This window comes from Microbulbifer salipaludis (assembly GCF_017303155.1).
Classification (GTDB): Bacteria; Pseudomonadota; Gammaproteobacteria; order Pseudomonadales; family Cellvibrionaceae; genus Microbulbifer; species Microbulbifer salipaludis.
Genome location: NZ_JAEKJR010000002.1, coordinates 452576 through 469460, shown reverse-complemented (window position 1 = coordinate 469460; position 16885 = coordinate 452576). Strand labels below are relative to the sequence as shown.

Genomic DNA, 16885 nt, shown 5'->3' with positions numbered 1-16885 from the left:
CAGGACCTGTTTGGGTTGCATCGAAACGCCCAACAGGTAAAACTTAGCTCCCCCTGAACAATTTGTAACCAGGCGTAACACATGAGCCACATCCTGATCGTAGAAGATGAAGCCATTATCCGCACTGCGCTGCGCAAGCTGCTGGAGAGGCACCGTTACAAGATCAGTGAGGCCGGCTCTGTGCGTGAAGCGACCACCAAGTTTCGCATCACGGACATGGATCTGATCATCTCCGACCTGCGCCTGCCGGGCGCCCCCGGTACGGACCTGCTGAAGCTGGCGGGGGATGTGCCGGTGCTGATCATGACCAGCTACGCCAGCCTGCGCTCTGCCGTCGACTCCATGCGTATGGGCGCCGCGGACTACATCGCCAAACCCTTCGACCACGACGAAATGCTCGCTACCGTACGCCGGGTCATCGGCAAGGCGGAGCAGCATCGCGCCGCCGGTGCCGCCGCAGCCGACAGCAAGGCCGAGGGCCGCGCGATAACCGGCATGATTGGCGACAGCCCGGTGATGCGCGATCTCTACGCGCGCATCCACAAGGTCGCCCCCACCGACGCCACGGTGCTGGTGCACGGTGAAACCGGCACCGGTAAAGAGCTGGTTGCACGCGCAATTCACGAAGAAAGCAAGCGCAACGGTAAACCCCTGATTTCCGTCAACTGCGCGGCCATCCCGGAAACCCTGATCGAAGCGGAACTGTTTGGCCACGAAAAAGGTGCCTTTACCGGCGCCCAGACCGCGCGCGAGGGACTGATCGCCGCTGCTGATGGCGGGACCCTGTTCCTGGATGAGATCGGTGAACTGCCCCTGGAAGCCCAGGCGCGCCTGTTGCGGGTACTGCAGGAGGGTGAAGTACGCCCCATTGGCGCTATCGAGTCCCGCAAGGTCAACGTGCGGCTGGTGGCGGCCACCCACAGAAACCTGCGGCAGCTGGCCGCGGAGCGCAAGTTCCGGGAAGACCTTTACTACCGCATCAACGTGGTTCAGATGACACTGCCGCCACTGCGCGAGCGCGGCAAAGATGTGCTCTCTATTGCCGAGAGCCTGCTGGAGAAGTTCTGCGCCAAGATCAATCGCCCCACCCTGAAGCTGTCACCGGAAGCAATCCAGGCAGTGACCACCTATACCTGGCCGGGCAATGTGCGCGAACTGGAAAATGCGATCCAGCGCGCCGTCATCCTCACCGAAGACGTCAGTGAAATTGATCACCGCACTCTGGATATTGATCTCGACCTGGTCCCGATCGAGGATGCCGACCCGGAGCGTCGCCCCCGCATCAACAGCCTGCACGCCGACCCCCGGGAAGACCTGTCTCTGGAAGACTATTTCGCCCGGTTCGTGCTGGAGCACCAGGAGACCATGAGCGAGACCGAGCTGGCCAAGAAGCTGGGTGTGAGCCGCAAGTGCCTGTGGGAACGGCGCCAGAAGCTTGGCATTCCGCGCAAAAAAGCCAAACGCGTCGCCGAAGCCTGAGTCGTCGGCCGCTGCAAGACACCAGACACACCGCAGAAGCCCCGGGACAGCCAGCTGACCGGGGCTTTTTTGTGCCCGACAGATCGCCGCTAGCGCCCACCCCTTGCGCCATCCCTGTGTCACCCCACGCCACCATCCCAATAGAAAATACTTAAAAATCAACCAGTTAAGGGCAGACTGGCGAGGCAAAACGCAGCCCAGCCAATACCCTCGGCGTGGCGCAAATTGGTAACAAATGAAAGTGTTACCCCCACTCCCACCGGAGTAACAACCACCGCACGATGTGTAACGTAAATCTGTGTTCACGCGGCGTAAAAAAGTTCCAAGAAATGTTAAGTTATTGATTTATAAGGAATTAATAAAGTTGGCACGCTATCTGCTTTGTATAGGTCAAACAACAATAACAGCCAAGAATAAAAATAAATGACTGTTTAAGCCCTAATAACAACTGACAATAAGCGGGCGAAGCGCAATAACAATAAGAGAACGGGCAGATCGATAATAAAAGCCAAAGTGATCGATGCCGGAGCAAAGCTTGAGCAATAAAAATAATAAGGCTCAGAACAACAATAAAAATAACTAAAAGTTATAAATAAAATAATAAAAATAAACAATAAGAATAAAGAGTAATAACAAGAACAATAACTTGTAGAAGACAACAAAAATAACGACAAGCACGTGACAAACTGACTGATTGTGCCTGGGAGAGGGTTTGCTGAAAAGCAAATTGATAGCGCAAGGAAGCCGCTGCCTTCATACCGAATAAGAATAATTCCCTTCTTTTCTTTCTTTTCAATGAATGCACACAATTCGCTGGTCCCCGCAAGGAGCGGGCCCGGCAGCTGTGCGTTTCGCTGTGTGTGTTAGAATCCGCCTGACAATCGTCCGGAACCGGGCCCTAGCAGGCCCAATTGGTAAGATGCCCGGAGCCATGCCCCGGCGCCCCAAAGATACAGGCCCGGAATACCACAGCTGCCCCTTAACTCAGCGGCAGCGGATAACACAGTAAGCCGTATGTTCAATTCCCTGATCAGCAGTATCAAGCGCTGGCACAGCAAGCCCAAGGATGGAAAAGGCTCAAAAGCCGACTCCCGTTCCGGCAAAGGCCGCCAGCCCGCCCCCCAAAAAAACCGCTCCCCCAAAACCTCCCGCGTGATTGTGCCGCGCAGTGATCACTGCCTTTCCCGCCGCGACGTCAGTCGTGCGGCTCTGACCGTGATGAAACGGCTGCAGGAGGCCGGGTTTGAGGCCTACATCGTCGGCGGTGGTGTGCGCGACCTGCTGCTGGGCGGACACCCCAAGGATTTCGATGTGGCCACGGATGCCACTCCAGAGCAGGCAAAGCAGTTGTTCCGCGGTGCGCGCATCGTCGGCCGCCGCTTCCGCATCCTGCACGCCCGCATCGGCCGTGAAGTCATTGAGGTCACCACCTTCCGTGGCCACCACAGCGACGGCGAGGCGCACGAGGCGCAGCAGTCGGAGCACGGCATGCTGCTGCGGGACAATGTCTACGGTGACCTGGAAAGTGACGCGGTACGCCGGGACTTCACCGTCAATGCGCTCTACTACACCATCAACGGCTTCGAAATTCACGATTACACCGGTGGTATCCGCGATATCGAGCAACGCCTCATCCGCATGATTGGCGACCCGGCAACCCGCTACAAGGAAGATCCGGTGCGGATGCTGCGCGCGGTGCGCTTTGCCGCCAAGTTGGACTTCGACATCGAGCCCGCCACGGCCGCACCGCTCGCAGAGCTGGCGCCGCTTTTGCGCAATATCGCACCCGCGCGCCTGTTTGATGAGATCCTCAAGCTGCTCATGAGCGGCAACGGCGAACGCACCTTTGAACTGTTGTGCGAACACGGGCTGTGGCCGCACCTGTTCCCGGATAACGCCCTGCAGCTGGATACGCCGGAAGCGCTGGCGCTTACCCGCCAGGCACTGCGCAATACCGACGACCGTATTCGTAACGACCAGCGCGTAACTCCGGCATTCCTGTACGCCGCGCTGTTGTGGCCGGCGGTCAATTCCGAGCAGAAATTCCTGATCGAGAAGGGCATACCTCCGGTGCCGGCACTGGCGCAGGCGGCCCAGAAAATTACCAGCAACCAGCTGGTACACACCGCCATCCCCAAGCGCTTCTCCCTGCCCATGCGGGAGATCTGGGATATGCAGTCGCGCCTGTCGCGCCGCGGTGGTGAACGCGCCTTCCGCCTGATGGAAATGCCCCGCTTCCGCGCGGCCTACGACTTCCTGCTGCTGCGTGAAGACAGCGGCGAGATCCCCGCCGGCCTCGGCCAGTGGTGGACCGATTTCCAGGCAGCGGATGAAGAACAGCGCCAGCAAATGGTCCGCGACGCCGCCCGCAGCGGTCCGCGCGGCAGTAAGAGTCGCGGTCGCCGCAGCCGTGGCGGGCGCAACCGAAACCGCGGCAAGCGCCCGGATAACGGCGCGGAACACCCATCAAATTGAGCGGAATTCCCAAGTGATTCGCTGTTATATTGGCCTCGGCAGCAATCTGGATGACCCGGCCGCGCAACTGCGCCGTGCCCTTGAGCAAATCCAGGGCATTCCGCAAACAACGCTGTGCGCGAGTTCGGCATTTTACGCCAGCGCGCCCATCGGCCCCGGCGAGCAACCGGATTATGTCAATGCGGTGGCTGAACTGGACACCGACCTGGCGGCCGAGGCCCTGCTGGACGCCCTGCAGGCCATAGAGAATTCTCATGGTCGCGAACGCACCCTGCGCTGGGGTGCGCGCACGCTGGACCTGGACATTCTGCTGTATGGCGATCAACAGATCGATACGGTGCGCCTGCAGGTGCCGCACCCACGTATAGCAGAGCGTAATTTTGTATTGGAACCCCTGGCGGAGCTGGCGCCGGCACTGATCCTGCCCGGTGGTACATCGCTGCAGGCATTACTGAAACAGTGCCCGCCCAACCGGTTACACCGACTGTAATCAGGGACTAAACCGCAAGAAAAGGTGCACCCCGGTGACAAGACATCCCACTTCTGACACCGCTCACGGCGCAGACTACAGCGCCGAAAACCTGGCCCAGGAACTCGACCTGGAGGGCAAGACCCTGCCGCGCTTTATTGCCGTGGAGGGCAATATCGGCGTGGGCAAGACCACGCTGGCAAAGAAGCTCGCGGCAACCTTCAATTACGATACGTTGCTGGAGCTCCCCGAGGAAAACCCCTTTCTCGAGCGCTTCTACCGCGACCCCAAAAGCGCCGCCCTGCCCACCCAGCTGCACTTCCTGTTGCAGCGCTCACAGCAGATCCAGGCCCTGCGCCAGGACGATATGTTCAAGCCGGTACGGGTGGCTGACTTCCTGATTGAAAAAGATTACCTGTTCGCCGAGGTCACCCTCGACAGTGATGAGCTGGCGCTGTACCAGCAGGTGTACCAGCACCTGACCCTGGAAGCCCCCAAGCCCGACCTGGTGATTTACCTGCAGGCACCGCTGGACGTCCTGCAGGAGCGTATCCACAAGCGGGGTATCGCCGCCGAACGCAACATCAGTAACGAGTATCTGGCCACACTCAACGAGGCCTACACCCACTTTTTCCACTACTACGATCAGGCGCCGCTATTGATCGTGAACTGCGCGGAAATCGATATTGTCGATCAGCAGGATGATTACCTGCAGCTGGTGGAGTACCTGCTGAATGTGTCCAGCGGCCGCCACTACTACAACCCCGGCAAGTAACCCGATTCCGGGACTACTGCCCAACGTATTACCGGGCCACAAGCCCACCACATGAGCCACCACCATGCCCTACGCCCCCAGTGAACTGACCAAGCCAGTGACCGTGCAAACACTGCGCAAGATGAAAGCGGATGGAGAAAAATTTATCTGCGTTGCGCTCTACGATGCTCCCATGGCCGCCATGGCGCAGAAAACCGGTGTGGAGAGCGTACTGATTGGCGACTCACTGGGCATGACGGTACTGGGCTACGACAGCACGATTCCGGTGACCATGGAGCAGATGATCTATCACGTGGAGGCGGTCGCGCGCGGCAACAAGAAGTCCCTGATCATGGGAGACCTGCCGTTTATGACCTACGCCACACCGGAGCAGGCACTCACCAACGCGACCCGCATCATGCAGGCGGGCGCGCACATGGTGAAAATCGAAGGAGGAGCCTGGCTTGCTCCCACTGTGAAAATGCTCACCGAGCGCGGCATTCCAGTGTGCGCCCACCTCGGCCTGACACCCCAGTCGGTGCACAAACTCGGTGGCTTCCGGGTACAGGGGCGGGACGATGATCGCGCCAGGGAAATTCTCGACGACGCCGTACAACTCGACCAGGCCGGGGCCGATCTGCTGGTACTCGAGTGCGTGCCATCGGAGCTGGGCAAGCGCATCACCGATACGGTCTCGATGCCCACCATCGGCATTGGCGCCGGCCCGCATACCGATGCGCAGGTACTGGTCATCAATGACATCCTCGGCCTCACGGAAACACCGCCCAAGTTTTCCAAGAACTTCCTGGTGGAAGCGGGCGACATCCCCGGCGCACTGCGCAAGTATGCGGAAGACGTGAAGAACGGCTCTTTCCCCGATGCGGCGCACAGCTTCAGCTGATCGCGCAATCGCCATAAAAGCAGGCAGTAGAAAAGCAGTTAGTAGTAGAGGTATCGGATGGAATTCAAGGCCATTCTCGACGGCGCCCGCGACGCAGGTAGTGCCTGCGTCATCCCCGGCGGCTGGAGCCAGGGCCGCGCCACTTTTGGCGGCCTCGCTGCAGCCCTGCTGTACCAGCCCATAGAGGCCACACTGGAAAGTGCTACTCAGGGCAGTATTGCGGAGACACCGCTGCGCTCACTGACCATTTCCTTTATCGCACCCGCGCAAGCCGGCGAACTAGATACCCGCACACAGGTATTGCGTGCAGGCCGCTCCGCGGTTCAGATCGAGGCGCAGGCTTCCCAGGGTACCCAGGTGGTCACCGCGGCACTGGCCAGCTTTGGCAAGCCGCGCGAATCCGCCATTGCTGTCACGCCCGAGCCCGCGCCCGGTTTTGATGCCCCGGAGCAGTGTGAAGCCCTGCCCTACATCGAGGGCCTGGTGCCGGAGTTCGCGCAGCACTTCGATCACCGCCTGGCCTGCGGTGCCCTGCCCTTTACCGGCAGTAACGAGACCCGGGTGGGTGGCTGGATCCGCTTCAGGACACCGGCGGGCCCGATCACCACCGCCCACCTGCTTGCGCTCATTGACGCCTGGCCACCGGCGGTGCTCGCGCAACTGAACACCTTCGCGGCGGCCAGCTCCCTCACCTGGACACTGGAAATGACACCGGCGGCCCATCGCGCCAAAGCGAACGCCAGCGCCCACAGTGACGACTGGTGGCAGTACCTGGCGGAAGTGGAACAGTCAGAGGATGGCTACGCGGTAATTCGCGCGCGCTTGTGGGATAACCAGGGGCAGCTGATCGCGCTGTCGCGCCAGACGGTCACGGTGTTCGGCTGAAAACGAGATGGCGCTGACCGCCGGCGCGGTTCAGAGCCACTTTTCAGAGCCACTTTTTCCAGCGAAACACCACCAACTGGATGGCCACGGTAATCACCAGTAACACACTGAAAACCGCAAACGCCCGGGGATTTTCCGACCCGGGAATGCCGCCCACATTGATGCCCAGCAACCCGGTAAGGAAACCGAGGGGTAAGAAAATTGCGGCAATGATCGACAGCACGTACATGCGACTGTTGAGCTGCTCTGAAATGCGGCTCATCAACTCTTCCTGCGTCACCGCGGCGCGTTCACGCACTGCATCGATATCCTCGATGTGACGCAGCAAGCGGTCACTTACCTCGCGCAACTGCAGCCGATCGGCCTCTTCGATCCAGTCCAGTTTCTCCACCATCAACCGCGCCAGCGCTTCCCGCTGCGGGGAGAGGTAGCGCCGCAGGGTAATCGTCTGTTTGCGCAGCATCGCAAGATCCAGTCGCAAACCGCCACTGGCGCCGGTGACAACCCGGTCTTCCAGTTCGTCGATGGTGTCTTCAAACATATCCACCGTGTCGCTCATCCGCCATACCAGCAGGTCGGCAAGCTCCACCACCAGTGCCGCACAGGTGCGAGGCCCGCGGCCGCTTTCCAGTTGCTGGCACAGATCACTAATCGACAACAGCTGGCGCTTGCGCGTACTGATGACCCGGTGCTCTTCCGCCCACAGGCGGATCGAGACCATGTCCTCCGGCTGCGATTCGGGGTTGAGATTGACACCGCGCAGGGCGATCAGCAGCCCATCCCCAATACCGCTGGTGCGCGGCCGGGTCTCTTCCGTCAACAGTGCATCGGCGACCAGCGTATCGAGCCCTGCCGGCCCGCTGATCCACGCCCGCGCCTGCGGATCGGTGTAGTCAAAATGCAGCCACAATTTGCCCTGTTCCGGTACCCAGGCCTCCACTTCAGGCCAGCGGAGACGTGTTCCGCGGCCCTGCCCATCCAGCAGGTAAGCGTGAATCAATCCGGATTGCATGGGCACATTTCCGTCATCAGACATGGGAGTCAGCGGCTCAGGGTCAGGCTGGCATGGGCCGTTTCGCCAGCCGCCAACTGCCAGCTATTGGCAAACGCATTGCCGTGCTCAACGCACACAAAGCCGGAAAAATGCGCGCCGATATCGCCGATCGTCACGGCGAGTTCGGCACCTGGATTCCAGGTGATCACCGTATGGCAGCCCGCACTGCGGGTGGTAATCGGGTTGGGGGTATGAATGGTTTGCTGCGCGGGTGCCTGTTCAAATACCCGGTCCACCTCGCCGGTAAACACCTGCATGCCGTCGAGCACATCGCGCGCAAAGCCCCGGGTTTTATCCCGGTAACTGACACCGGATAACCCTTCTACCTCGACACCGGCGATATCCTCCACCGCAAAATAGGTATGCAGCGCCCAGCTGTACTCCGTCGCCACCTCGGCCGTGTTGGTCAAAGCCAGGTCGAACGCCAGCGCGGTACCCAACCCCACGCGCAGCTCGCACTCGAAACTACTGGCGAACAGCGCATCGCCGGCATGCCGAAAACGAAATACCAATACCACGCTGCCGTCTGCACGCTCTTCACTGCCCGCCAGTTCCCACTGCTGACTGCGCACCAGACCGTGCTTGGGTTTGGCCGGGTCGCGCGTGTTCTCGCCAAACCAGGGAAGGCACAGCGGCACTCCGCCGCGCACCGGGGTGCCGGCCTCGAACACCGCGGCAGGGCTCAGCCACAACAACGGCGCGCGCCCTTGCGCGGTAAATTCCAGTACCTGGGCACCTTGCAGCGCAATCACTGCACGGCAAAGCCCGGTCTGCACCACTAACAGGTCAAGACCCGGTTTGTCATAGAGGGCACCGCTGTCGGTGCGCGTGATATACGAGGCCAGATGATCGTGCGCTGCCACGAATAGAAACTCCGTTTCCCGGATGTGAGTGGTAAGGGGCCGAAGACGGACGCCGCCAGCCCGGATCAGACGTTACTCTGCCTTTTCAATCTGCAGCCAGTCAAACCCTTCCTGCTGACAGGCGAAAATACAGTTGGCCGCGCGCTCGGCGGCATCGGCAAGGGCGGCTCGCGCCAGCTCCAGACTATTATTTTTTTCACTGATATGTGCGACAACCAGGTGCTGCAAGTGATCACTGCCCACTCGCTGCAGGAATCCGGCCGCCTGTTGATTGCTCAGGTGACCATAGGCACCGCCCACCCGCCGTTTTAGCGAGGGCGGGTAGGGCCCCTGCGCCAGCATCTGTGGGTCGTGATTCGCTTCCAGTACCAGTGCGTCGCAGTCGCCATAGTGGGCTTCCACATGGGGGGTAATTGTCCCCAGATCGGTGAGCAGACCCAGGCTGCTGCCGCGGCTGCGGAAGACGAATTGTGCCGCTTCACGCGCATCGTGGGGCACCGCCACCGGTGTCACCTGTATGTCACCCACCACGAACGGCTGATGACCTTCGATCAGGTGGACCGTGGGCAATGTGCCGATGTCACGCGCACGCAAGGTGCCCGGGGTCAGATAAACCGGGATCCGGTGCTTGCGCGCAAAAGGTCCCACACCGCCCATATGGTCGCTGTGTTCGTGGGTGACGAGAATGGCAGTGAGGTCTGCCGGAGAGACACCGAGCCGCGCCAGGCGCCGCTCGGTTTCCTTGATGGTAAAACCGCAGTCCACCAGCAGGCAGTGGTCGCCAGAGGCGACCAGAGTGCCATTGCCCTTACTGCCGCTACCCAGGGAGGCAAATCTGATCGCCATGACTGCGCCCGAGGTCAGATCAGGTTCTGGCGTATGGCCATCAACAGTTCAGAGGTTTTGGCCCGCGTCAGCGGCAACCCGCGGGTACTGCGAATCCGCACTTCAATCGCATCGTCCACGCCGCGCAGCACCACCAAGTAACCGGGGATATTGCTGTCGGCAGCACCGCCCAGCCCCTGCATACCCGCAAACAACGCCGGTTGTACAGAAGATGTCATGTCGATATTCGCCAGCACCTGCTGCAGGCTGTAAGCCTCTGCGGATTTGGCCAGCTTGTCTTCGTTGCTACCAGAGCCCCAACGGGAGAACCAGCCCTCATCCTCCTCCGACAGCTCGCGCTCCGGATCGTAAGTCACATAGAAAACACCGATATCCGAATCTTCCTTGTGCAGGCGATAGGCGCCGGTATTGAGCGCATGGCTCACCGTGGCCCAGGCCCGGTTCATGGCCAGACCCAACGCGATGTAAGGTTCCTTACCCGCGGGCTCCATCACCTGCACCTTGACCTTGCCACCGCCAATGGCCTGCGCCACCAGGGAGGCCGCTGCGCCGGTTGCATCGGCGGCGAGGGCGCTGGACATCTCGTCGATCATCCACCCTTCCCGCTCGGGGCTGGAGGACTGGGCGGGCCAGCTCACCGCTGCGCTCGCGGGTGTTTCCAGCGGCGCAGACAGGTGGCGAACATGGATTTCAGTGGTATCCGGCTGTACCCCGGACTCCACCAGCAAGCGGTACTTGTCTTTGGTGTCCGGGTTGTCGCCGAACGTCAGCCAGGTGGTTTCCATCATGCCAGCGCCGGCGTCCGACATGGCCAACTGCAAGCCTGTGGTGCGCAGGAAGTAATGTAGCTGCGGCCACACCTCATCCGGCGGCTGATTCACAAGAACCCAGCGGCGGCTACCCAGCTTCTGGATTTTCACCCGGTCGAGGCCCACGTTAACCGACAGCGCCTGCGGGCGCGGCACCACAAAATCACCCCGCTCCACCTCGCCGCTGATCTGCGGGATCTCGTAAAGTTCTTCCTGATGCTTGGAGGAAACACCTTCCGGCATCTGCAGAGGCGGCAGGCTGTCAGCCAGCTGGTAGTCGTCACCGCGGTCGCGGAAATAACCGTCCTTGCCAAAGATGCCACAGCCACTCAGGGTGGTAACCGCAGCGCACAGCAGGGCTCCGGCGGTAAATTTTGTCATTATTGATACCTTGTCGAATCAGTCCTGGTCGCAATTATCCGGTCGCGGCTTCAGGCAGCGCCGGGGTAGCTTCTGCGGAGATTCCCACAGAAGCCGGCAGAATCTATCAGCTGTCAGAGTACGCCTGCACTGCGCAAGGCGTCGCGCACTACCGCATGAAACTCCGGTGACAGACTGGTGAGCGGCAGGCGAATACCTTCTTCGATGCGACCCATTTCTTTCAGTGCCCACTTCACCGGTATGGGGTTGGACTCCACAAACAGCGTTTTGTGCAATATTTCGATACGCTGATTGATCGCGCGGGCCGTATCCGCGTCGCCGGCCAGAGCCGCCTCACACATCTGGGCCACCGCCGCCGGGGCCACATTCGCGGTAACGCTGATATTCCCGTGGCCGCCGAGCAGCATCAATTCCACCGCCGTGGCGTCATCGCCGGAGTAGACGGCGAAGTCTTCCGGCACCCGCGCAATCACCTGCCGCGCGCGCTCCAGGTCTCCGGTCGCCTCCTTGATCCCGACGATGTTACTCACCTCGGACAACCGCTGCACGGTTTCCGGCAGCATGTCCACCGCGGTGCGCCCGGGCACATTGTAGAGGATTTGCGGGATATCGACGGTCTTGGCCACCGTTTTGAAGTGCTGGTACAGCCCTTCCTGGGTAGGCTTGTTGTAGTAGGGGGTCACCAGCAGACAGGCATCGGCGCCACACTTGGCCGCTGTGGCGGTGAGCTCGATCGCCTCGGTGGTGGAATTGGCACCGGTGCCGGCAATCACGGGAATGCGCCCGGCCACCTGATCGACCACACGACGGATCACTTCCAGGTGCTCATGCACGTCAAGGGTCGCCGACTCACCGGTGGTACCCACGGCCACCAGCGCACGGGTGCCCTGCTCGATGTGCCACTCCACCAGCTCATGCAGCTTGTCCCAGTCGAGACTGCCATCTGCATACATCGGTGTGGCGAGTGCCACCATACTGCCGGAAATCATTGCAACTCCTTCTCCAGCCGGGCTGGTGCCGGCCTGTGCCGCCAAAAAATGAATGCGGTATGTTACTGAGCGTGCCAGTTGGATGCCAGCGCAAAAAAGTCATCCGACCAGAGCGCATCCACCAGGCTATTTATTGATCAGCGCGAAGCGAGGGGCTTGCGCTTTTTACGCCGCCGCTTGCGCGCCGGGTAGAAGGGTTCTTCCCCCTCCGGGCGCGTCTTGAAGCGACGGTGTACCCACATATATTGGGACGGGTTCTCGCGCATACGCGCCTCGACAAACTGATTGACCAGTACCGCGTCTTTCTGTTCGTCTCCGGAGGGAATTTCCGCGAGCGGCGGAAACACCTTTACGTGGTACAGGCCTTTCTCTTCAAGGCGGGTCACGGTGTAAGGCACCACCTGTGCACGCCCCACCCGCGCAAAGCGCGAGGTGCCGGTGACAGTGGCAGCAGGCACACCAAACAGCGGGGCAAATACGCCCTGCTTGATGCCGTAATCCTGATCCGGTGCATACCAGACCGCACGCCCCTTTTGCAGCGCGCGCAGCATGCCCCGCACATCTTTGCGCTGCAGCACATTGGAACTCTCCCCGTGCCGCTCGCGCCCTTTGCGCTGCATGTAGTCGTACACCGGGTTCTTGTGCGGGCGATACATGCCATCCACCGGGTGACTCATCGACATAAAGGCAGCACCGATCTCCAGGGTGGTGAAGTGCATCGCCATCATCACCACGCCCTGGCCGCGCTCGTGGGGCGCCTGCAGGTACTCCAGCCCCTCGATGGTAAAGCGCTTGCGCAGCCATTGGCTGGAGCGGAACCAGGCCATGCCGGTTTCCATCAGCGCGATGCCATTGGAGGCAAAGTTGCGACGCAACAGTTGCTCGCGCTTGCGCGGGGGAAGCTCGGGGAAACACAGCGCCAGATTGCGCTCGGCGATAATTCGGCGGCTTTTGGCGAACCGCAGCATCAGTTTGCCCACCCCTCGACCGAGGGTCATTTGCCAGCGGTAGGGCAACTGCGCCACCAGGTACCAGAGCCCGAACAGGGACCAGGTCAGCCAGTAACGCGGATGTAACAGGGCGACACGAAAATGCGGTTTTTCCATAGATAGCGGACAGCGGCGAACAGGGAATGGGCAACCGGGCGCCGGGGCGACCGGAAGAAAACGGCGCATTATAGCCGCGCCCATCCTCCGGAGGGTACTACCGAGATCACGGATTCAATGGCGACCGGGCAGTCTCCGCAACTGCAGTGCCCGCGGCCCGCAGTCAGCACCGCAACTCAATGCCGCAACAGGGCATCCAGCTCGTCTACCACCTCACACCAATCCGAGTCTTCCACGATCGCGTCATGCAGGAACTTGCGCTGGCTGTCACTCCAGAATTCCGCTTTGGTCAGTTTTTCCTCTCCGGCAAGATGGTGCCGGCCCAGAAAGTCTTCGATCGCGGTGTCATCCGAGCCCAGGCCAAGCTGGGCAAACAGGTCGTTCAGGGTGTGGTGACCGGTTTCCATACAACCTCCCATTCATGTGGTGTCTCACCCGGCCCCAACGGGCGCGGAATCCTACCTGTGAGTATAGCTACCCGTGAGTTTAGATAGCCCCGCAGGATTGGCAGGTTTCACTGCACCAAGGGACCGCCTACACAGGACTGCCGTCACCGACCGCCGATTTCAAGGGGCTGGGTTGGGGCTCCGCTGGTGAATGGCATCAATCGCCTCCAGTTGCTCGGCGCTCAACACCAGTTCCGCACTGGCAATATTGCTCTGCAACTGATCCAGTGTGGTGGCACCGATAATGTTGGATGTGACGAAGGGTTGCTGGGTAACAAAAGCCAGCGCCATCTGTGCCGGGTCCAGGCCAAATTCGCGCGCCAGATGCACATACTGTTCCGTCGCCGCGATCGCGCGCTCACCGGTGTAGCGCTGGAAGCGTTCGAACAGGGTGAGGCGCGCGCCCTCCGGCCGGGCACCCTGCAGGTACTTGCCGCTCAGGGTGCCGAACGCCAGTGGGGAATAGGCAAGCAGCCCGCATTGCTCGCGAATCGCCATCTCCGCCAGCCCTACTTCAAAGGTGCGGTTCAGCAGGCTGTAGGGGTTCTGGATCGACGCCACGCGCGGTTTGTTACCGTGGGCCGCAAGGCGCAGGTAGCGGTGCATGCCCCAGGGGGTCTCGTTGGAAAGACCGATGTGGCGCACCTTACCGGCATCCACCAGCTCCTGCAGGGCAGACAGGGTTTCGCTGATGTCCACGCCGTCATCGTCGCCGTGCTGGTAGCCGAGCTTGCCGAAGAAGTTGGCCTGACGCTCGGGCCAGTGCACCTGATACAGGTCGATGTAATCGGTTTGCAGGCGCACCAGGGAGTCATCACAGGCTTGCAGAATCTGTGCGCGATCGAGGCGTGGACCGCCGCGAATATGCCCCACCCCGGAGTTGGCAGCACTGCGACCGGTGACCTTGCTCGCCAGAACAACGTCCGCACGCTTGCCGCGCTGTTGCAGCCAGTTACCGATAATTTCTTCGGTACGGCCATAGGTTTCGGGCTTGGGCGGCACCGGATATATTTCCGCACAGTCTATAAAATTGACGCCCTGCGCTACCGCATAGTCCAGCTGCTCGAACGCCTGCTGCTCGGTATTCTGCTCGCCAAAGGTCATGGTACCCAGACAGATTTTACTGACTTGAATATCGGTTTTTCCGAGCTGACGCTGTTCCATGGCGCTCCCCTGTTGGTGTTCGATGACAATTTAGATTCAGTAACCGTCGCGGTTAAAACGCCGCAGCCTACAACAAAAAACGCCGGCGAGTGAGGCCGGCGTTTTCAGGGCAGCGTTTGCGCAAGCGGCTTACTTGAAGTCGGCTTCCACAAGCGGGCTGGCCTCAGCCTCGTAGTCGACACCCTTTACACCAAAGCCAAACAGCTTGAGGAAGTCGTCGCTGTAACCTTTGTAATCGGTCAAATCGAACAGGTTTTCCTCGGTCACTTCCGGCCACAGCTTTTCAATCTTGGCCTGGGTTTCCGGGCGCAGTTCCTTCTCGTCCATACGGAAGCGGTTGGTGTCATCCAGGCGCGGGCTATCGGTATACAGGCCTTCGGTGTAGAGGCGGTACAGCTGCTCGATACAGCCTTCGTGGGTCCCTTCTTCCTTCATCACCTTGTAGACAATGGAGATATACAGTGGCATCACCGGGATGGCCGAGCTGGACTGGGTAACCAGCGCTTTCAGCACCGCCACGTTGGCGCTGGCGCTACCGCTGTCGCTGATGGCCTTGGCCGCGCGATCCAGGTCTTCTTTCGCTTTACCAATGGTGGCGTGACCGTAGATCGGCCAGGTGAGTTTTTCACCAATGTAGGTGTAGGCCACGGTTTTGCAATCGTCCGCCAGCACACCGGCTTCGCCCAGGGCCTTCATCCACAGTTCCCAGTCTTCACCGCCCATGACTTTGACGGTGGCAGCAATTTCTTCTTCGCTGGCCGGGTCGACGCTGATATCGGAAATTTCCAGCTTGTCGGTGTTGAGGTTCTTGGCGGTATAGGACTTGCCGATAGGCTTCAGCACGGAGCTGTACAGCTCGCCGGTTTCCGGGTCGGTGCGACGGGGAGAGGCGAGGCTGTAGATAACCAGGTCGACCTTGCCGAGATCCTGCTTGATCAGGTCGATGGCCTGGGCCTTGATCTCATTGGAGAAGGCATCGCCATTGATGCTTTTCGCGTACAGGCCGGCTTTGTGCGCTTCTTCCTCAAAGGCCGCGGAATTGTAGTAACCGGCCGAGGCGGTGCGCTTTTCCGTGGGCGGCTTCTCGAAGAAGACACCCAGCGTGCTGGCACCACAGCCAAACGCCGCGGTGATACGGGAGGCGAGGCCATAACCGGTAGAGGCGCCAATCACGAGAACGTTTTTCGGGCCGTCTTCAATGGCGGGCTGGGATTTGATGTATTCGATCTGCTCGCGCACGTTGGCGGCACAGCCCTGCGGGTGGGCATTGGTACAGATGAATCCGCGTACTTTCGGCTTGATGATCATGCCGGGCTCTCTCCGTTGGTGATTCCGAATTGATGGGGCCGCTGAAAACCGCAGCGAGCGGGGGGCTGATGGTGGCCACCGGAGCAGAGCAACCGGAGCGTACTTCAGTACGTGAGGATTGCGAGCACCGCTGGACGCCGCCAGGCGCACGCGCAGTAGGTTTTCAGGGGTCCCAGGGCCGACTGGCCGGCCATAAAGGCGCCCATTCTAATGGCGTTTACGGGCAACGCCCAGAGTGACAGGTCACGCTTGGGGAGATTGGTGGCCAGAACTTCGGGGGTGGCGGCCAGTTTAGCCAGAGGCGCCGCTTTTCTTACGCCCCCTTCCTGTGCGCAACGCACATTTTTTGAACACATCTGACTAAAACAAGCATGCGGAGTCACTTATTTCCCCCGGCCGAGACGCCCGCACCACGCCGTATAAGGCCCGCAATGCATTGGCACACTAAATGCAAAACCTCCCCTGGCAGCGCGAAGGAACGCGGGGCCCTTTTATTTTTCAAGGAAAAGCAGCGAGGTAATTTCCGATGAAGTACTACTCACGTCATTTCGTAAAACCCGGCGACCTGAACCCGGCCCAACGTCTGTTCGGCGGCCAGGCACTGGCGTGGATAGATGAGGAGGCGGCCATCTTCGCCGGGTGCCAGATGGGCACCGCCAATATCGTGACCAAGCTGATGTCCGAAATCGATTTTGTCAGCTCCGCGGTTTGCGGGGACGTTGTGGAATTCGGCTTCGAGGTGACGGACATTGGCCGCACCTCGCTTACCGTGCACTGCGAAATGCGTAACAAACAGACCCGCGAGCTGATTGTGCGGGTGGAGCGGATTGTGTTTGTCGCGCTGGATGCCGAAGGCAAACCGACACCCCACAAGAAAGCGGGAATGACCCTGGCAGAAGCGGCAAACTCGACCAGCGAGGCCCGTAAACTCGCCAGCTAAATCACGATAAAGAAAA

The 16885-nt window shown here is 60.3% G+C and carries 16 protein-coding genes; 7 read left to right on the top strand and 9 right to left on the bottom strand.

Going from position 1 to position 16885, the window contains the following annotated elements; all coding sequences use genetic code 11:
* Positions 1 to 81 precede the first annotated feature (81 nt).
* From JF535_RS07605 to JF535_RS07580, 6 genes are all read left to right on the top strand, one after another.
* Entirely contained in the window at positions 82 to 1479 is a 1398-nt protein-coding gene (locus JF535_RS07605) for a sigma-54-dependent transcriptional regulator (RefSeq protein WP_207000880.1), read from the top strand.
* 1014 nt (positions 1480 to 2493) lie between these two features.
* A complete protein-coding gene (pcnB, locus tag JF535_RS07600) occupies positions 2494 to 3954 on the top strand; it encodes a polynucleotide adenylyltransferase PcnB (protein ID WP_207000878.1) in 1461 nt (486 codons plus the stop codon).
* A 16-nt stretch (positions 3955 to 3970) separates the two neighbouring features.
* Positions 3971 to 4444, top strand: a complete 474-nt coding sequence (gene folK, locus JF535_RS07595) for a 2-amino-4-hydroxy-6-hydroxymethyldihydropteridine diphosphokinase (RefSeq protein WP_207003627.1) — start codon at positions 3971 to 3973, stop codon at positions 4442 to 4444.
* 91 nt (positions 4445 to 4535) lie between these two features.
* The gene (locus tag JF535_RS07590) at positions 4536 to 5198 is read left to right on the top strand and encodes a deoxynucleoside kinase (protein WP_207003626.1); all 663 of its coding nucleotides are present in this window, start codon (positions 4536 to 4538) and stop codon (positions 5196 to 5198) included.
* A 64-nt stretch (positions 5199 to 5262) separates the two neighbouring features.
* Complete coding sequence (panB, locus tag JF535_RS07585) at positions 5263 to 6078, top strand: 3-methyl-2-oxobutanoate hydroxymethyltransferase (RefSeq protein WP_207000876.1); 816 nt, start codon at positions 5263 to 5265, stop codon at positions 6076 to 6078.
* Positions 6079 to 6135: 57 nt separating this feature from the next.
* Positions 6136 to 6963 carry a thioesterase family protein gene (locus tag JF535_RS07580; RefSeq protein ID WP_207000874.1) on the top strand — a complete coding sequence of 276 codons (828 nt, stop codon included), beginning with the start codon at positions 6136 to 6138 and terminating at the stop codon, positions 6961 to 6963.
* A 43-nt stretch (positions 6964 to 7006) separates the two neighbouring features.
* Here JF535_RS07580 and zntB read toward each other — a convergent pair whose 3' ends face one another.
* The 9 genes from zntB to fabV all read right to left on the bottom strand — a co-directional run bounded on the left by zntB (position 7007) and on the right by fabV (position 15929).
* Positions 7007 to 7999 carry a zinc transporter ZntB gene (gene zntB, locus JF535_RS07575; protein ID WP_242523753.1) on the bottom strand — a complete coding sequence of 331 codons (993 nt, stop codon included), beginning with the start codon at positions 7997 to 7999 and terminating at the stop codon, positions 7007 to 7009.
* 5 nt (positions 8000 to 8004) lie between these two features.
* The gene (locus tag JF535_RS07570; RefSeq protein WP_207000872.1) at positions 8005 to 8880 is read right to left on the bottom strand and encodes an aldose epimerase family protein; all 876 of its coding nucleotides are present in this window, start codon (positions 8878 to 8880) and stop codon (positions 8005 to 8007) included.
* A gap of 72 nt (positions 8881 to 8952) precedes the next feature.
* The gene (locus JF535_RS07565) at positions 8953 to 9726 is read right to left on the bottom strand and encodes an MBL fold metallo-hydrolase (RefSeq protein WP_207000870.1); all 774 of its coding nucleotides are present in this window, start codon (positions 9724 to 9726) and stop codon (positions 8953 to 8955) included.
* 14 nt (positions 9727 to 9740) lie between these two features.
* Entirely contained in the window at positions 9741 to 10916 is a 1176-nt protein-coding gene (gene bamC / locus JF535_RS07560; RefSeq protein WP_207000868.1) for an outer membrane protein assembly factor BamC, read from the bottom strand.
* A gap of 113 nt (positions 10917 to 11029) precedes the next feature.
* Positions 11030 to 11905: a 4-hydroxy-tetrahydrodipicolinate synthase gene (gene dapA / locus JF535_RS07555; protein WP_207000866.1), complete on the bottom strand. Its 876-nt coding sequence runs from the start codon at positions 11903 to 11905 to the stop codon at positions 11030 to 11032.
* A 137-nt stretch (positions 11906 to 12042) separates the two neighbouring features.
* Positions 12043 to 13011, bottom strand: coding sequence for an LpxL/LpxP family Kdo(2)-lipid IV(A) lauroyl/palmitoleoyl acyltransferase (gene lpxL, locus JF535_RS07550; RefSeq protein ID WP_207000864.1), 969 nt, complete (start codon positions 13009 to 13011; stop codon positions 12043 to 12045).
* A gap of 176 nt (positions 13012 to 13187) precedes the next feature.
* Positions 13188 to 13418 (bottom strand): DUF2789 domain-containing protein, encoded by a 231-nt coding sequence (locus JF535_RS07545; RefSeq protein WP_207000862.1) that lies wholly within the window; start codon positions 13416 to 13418, stop codon positions 13188 to 13190.
* Positions 13419 to 13577: 159 nt separating this feature from the next.
* Complete coding sequence (locus tag JF535_RS07540) at positions 13578 to 14621, bottom strand: NADP(H)-dependent aldo-keto reductase (RefSeq protein WP_207000860.1); 1044 nt, start codon at positions 14619 to 14621, stop codon at positions 13578 to 13580.
* A 129-nt stretch (positions 14622 to 14750) separates the two neighbouring features.
* Complete coding sequence (fabV, locus tag JF535_RS07535; RefSeq protein WP_207000858.1) at positions 14751 to 15929, bottom strand: enoyl-ACP reductase FabV; 1179 nt, start codon at positions 15927 to 15929, stop codon at positions 14751 to 14753.
* Positions 15930 to 16455: 526 nt separating this feature from the next.
* Here fabV and JF535_RS07530 point away from each other — a divergent pair.
* A complete protein-coding gene (locus JF535_RS07530) occupies positions 16456 to 16869 on the top strand; it encodes an acyl-CoA thioesterase (RefSeq protein WP_207000856.1) in 414 nt (137 codons plus the stop codon).
* Positions 16870 to 16885 lie beyond the last annotated feature (16 nt).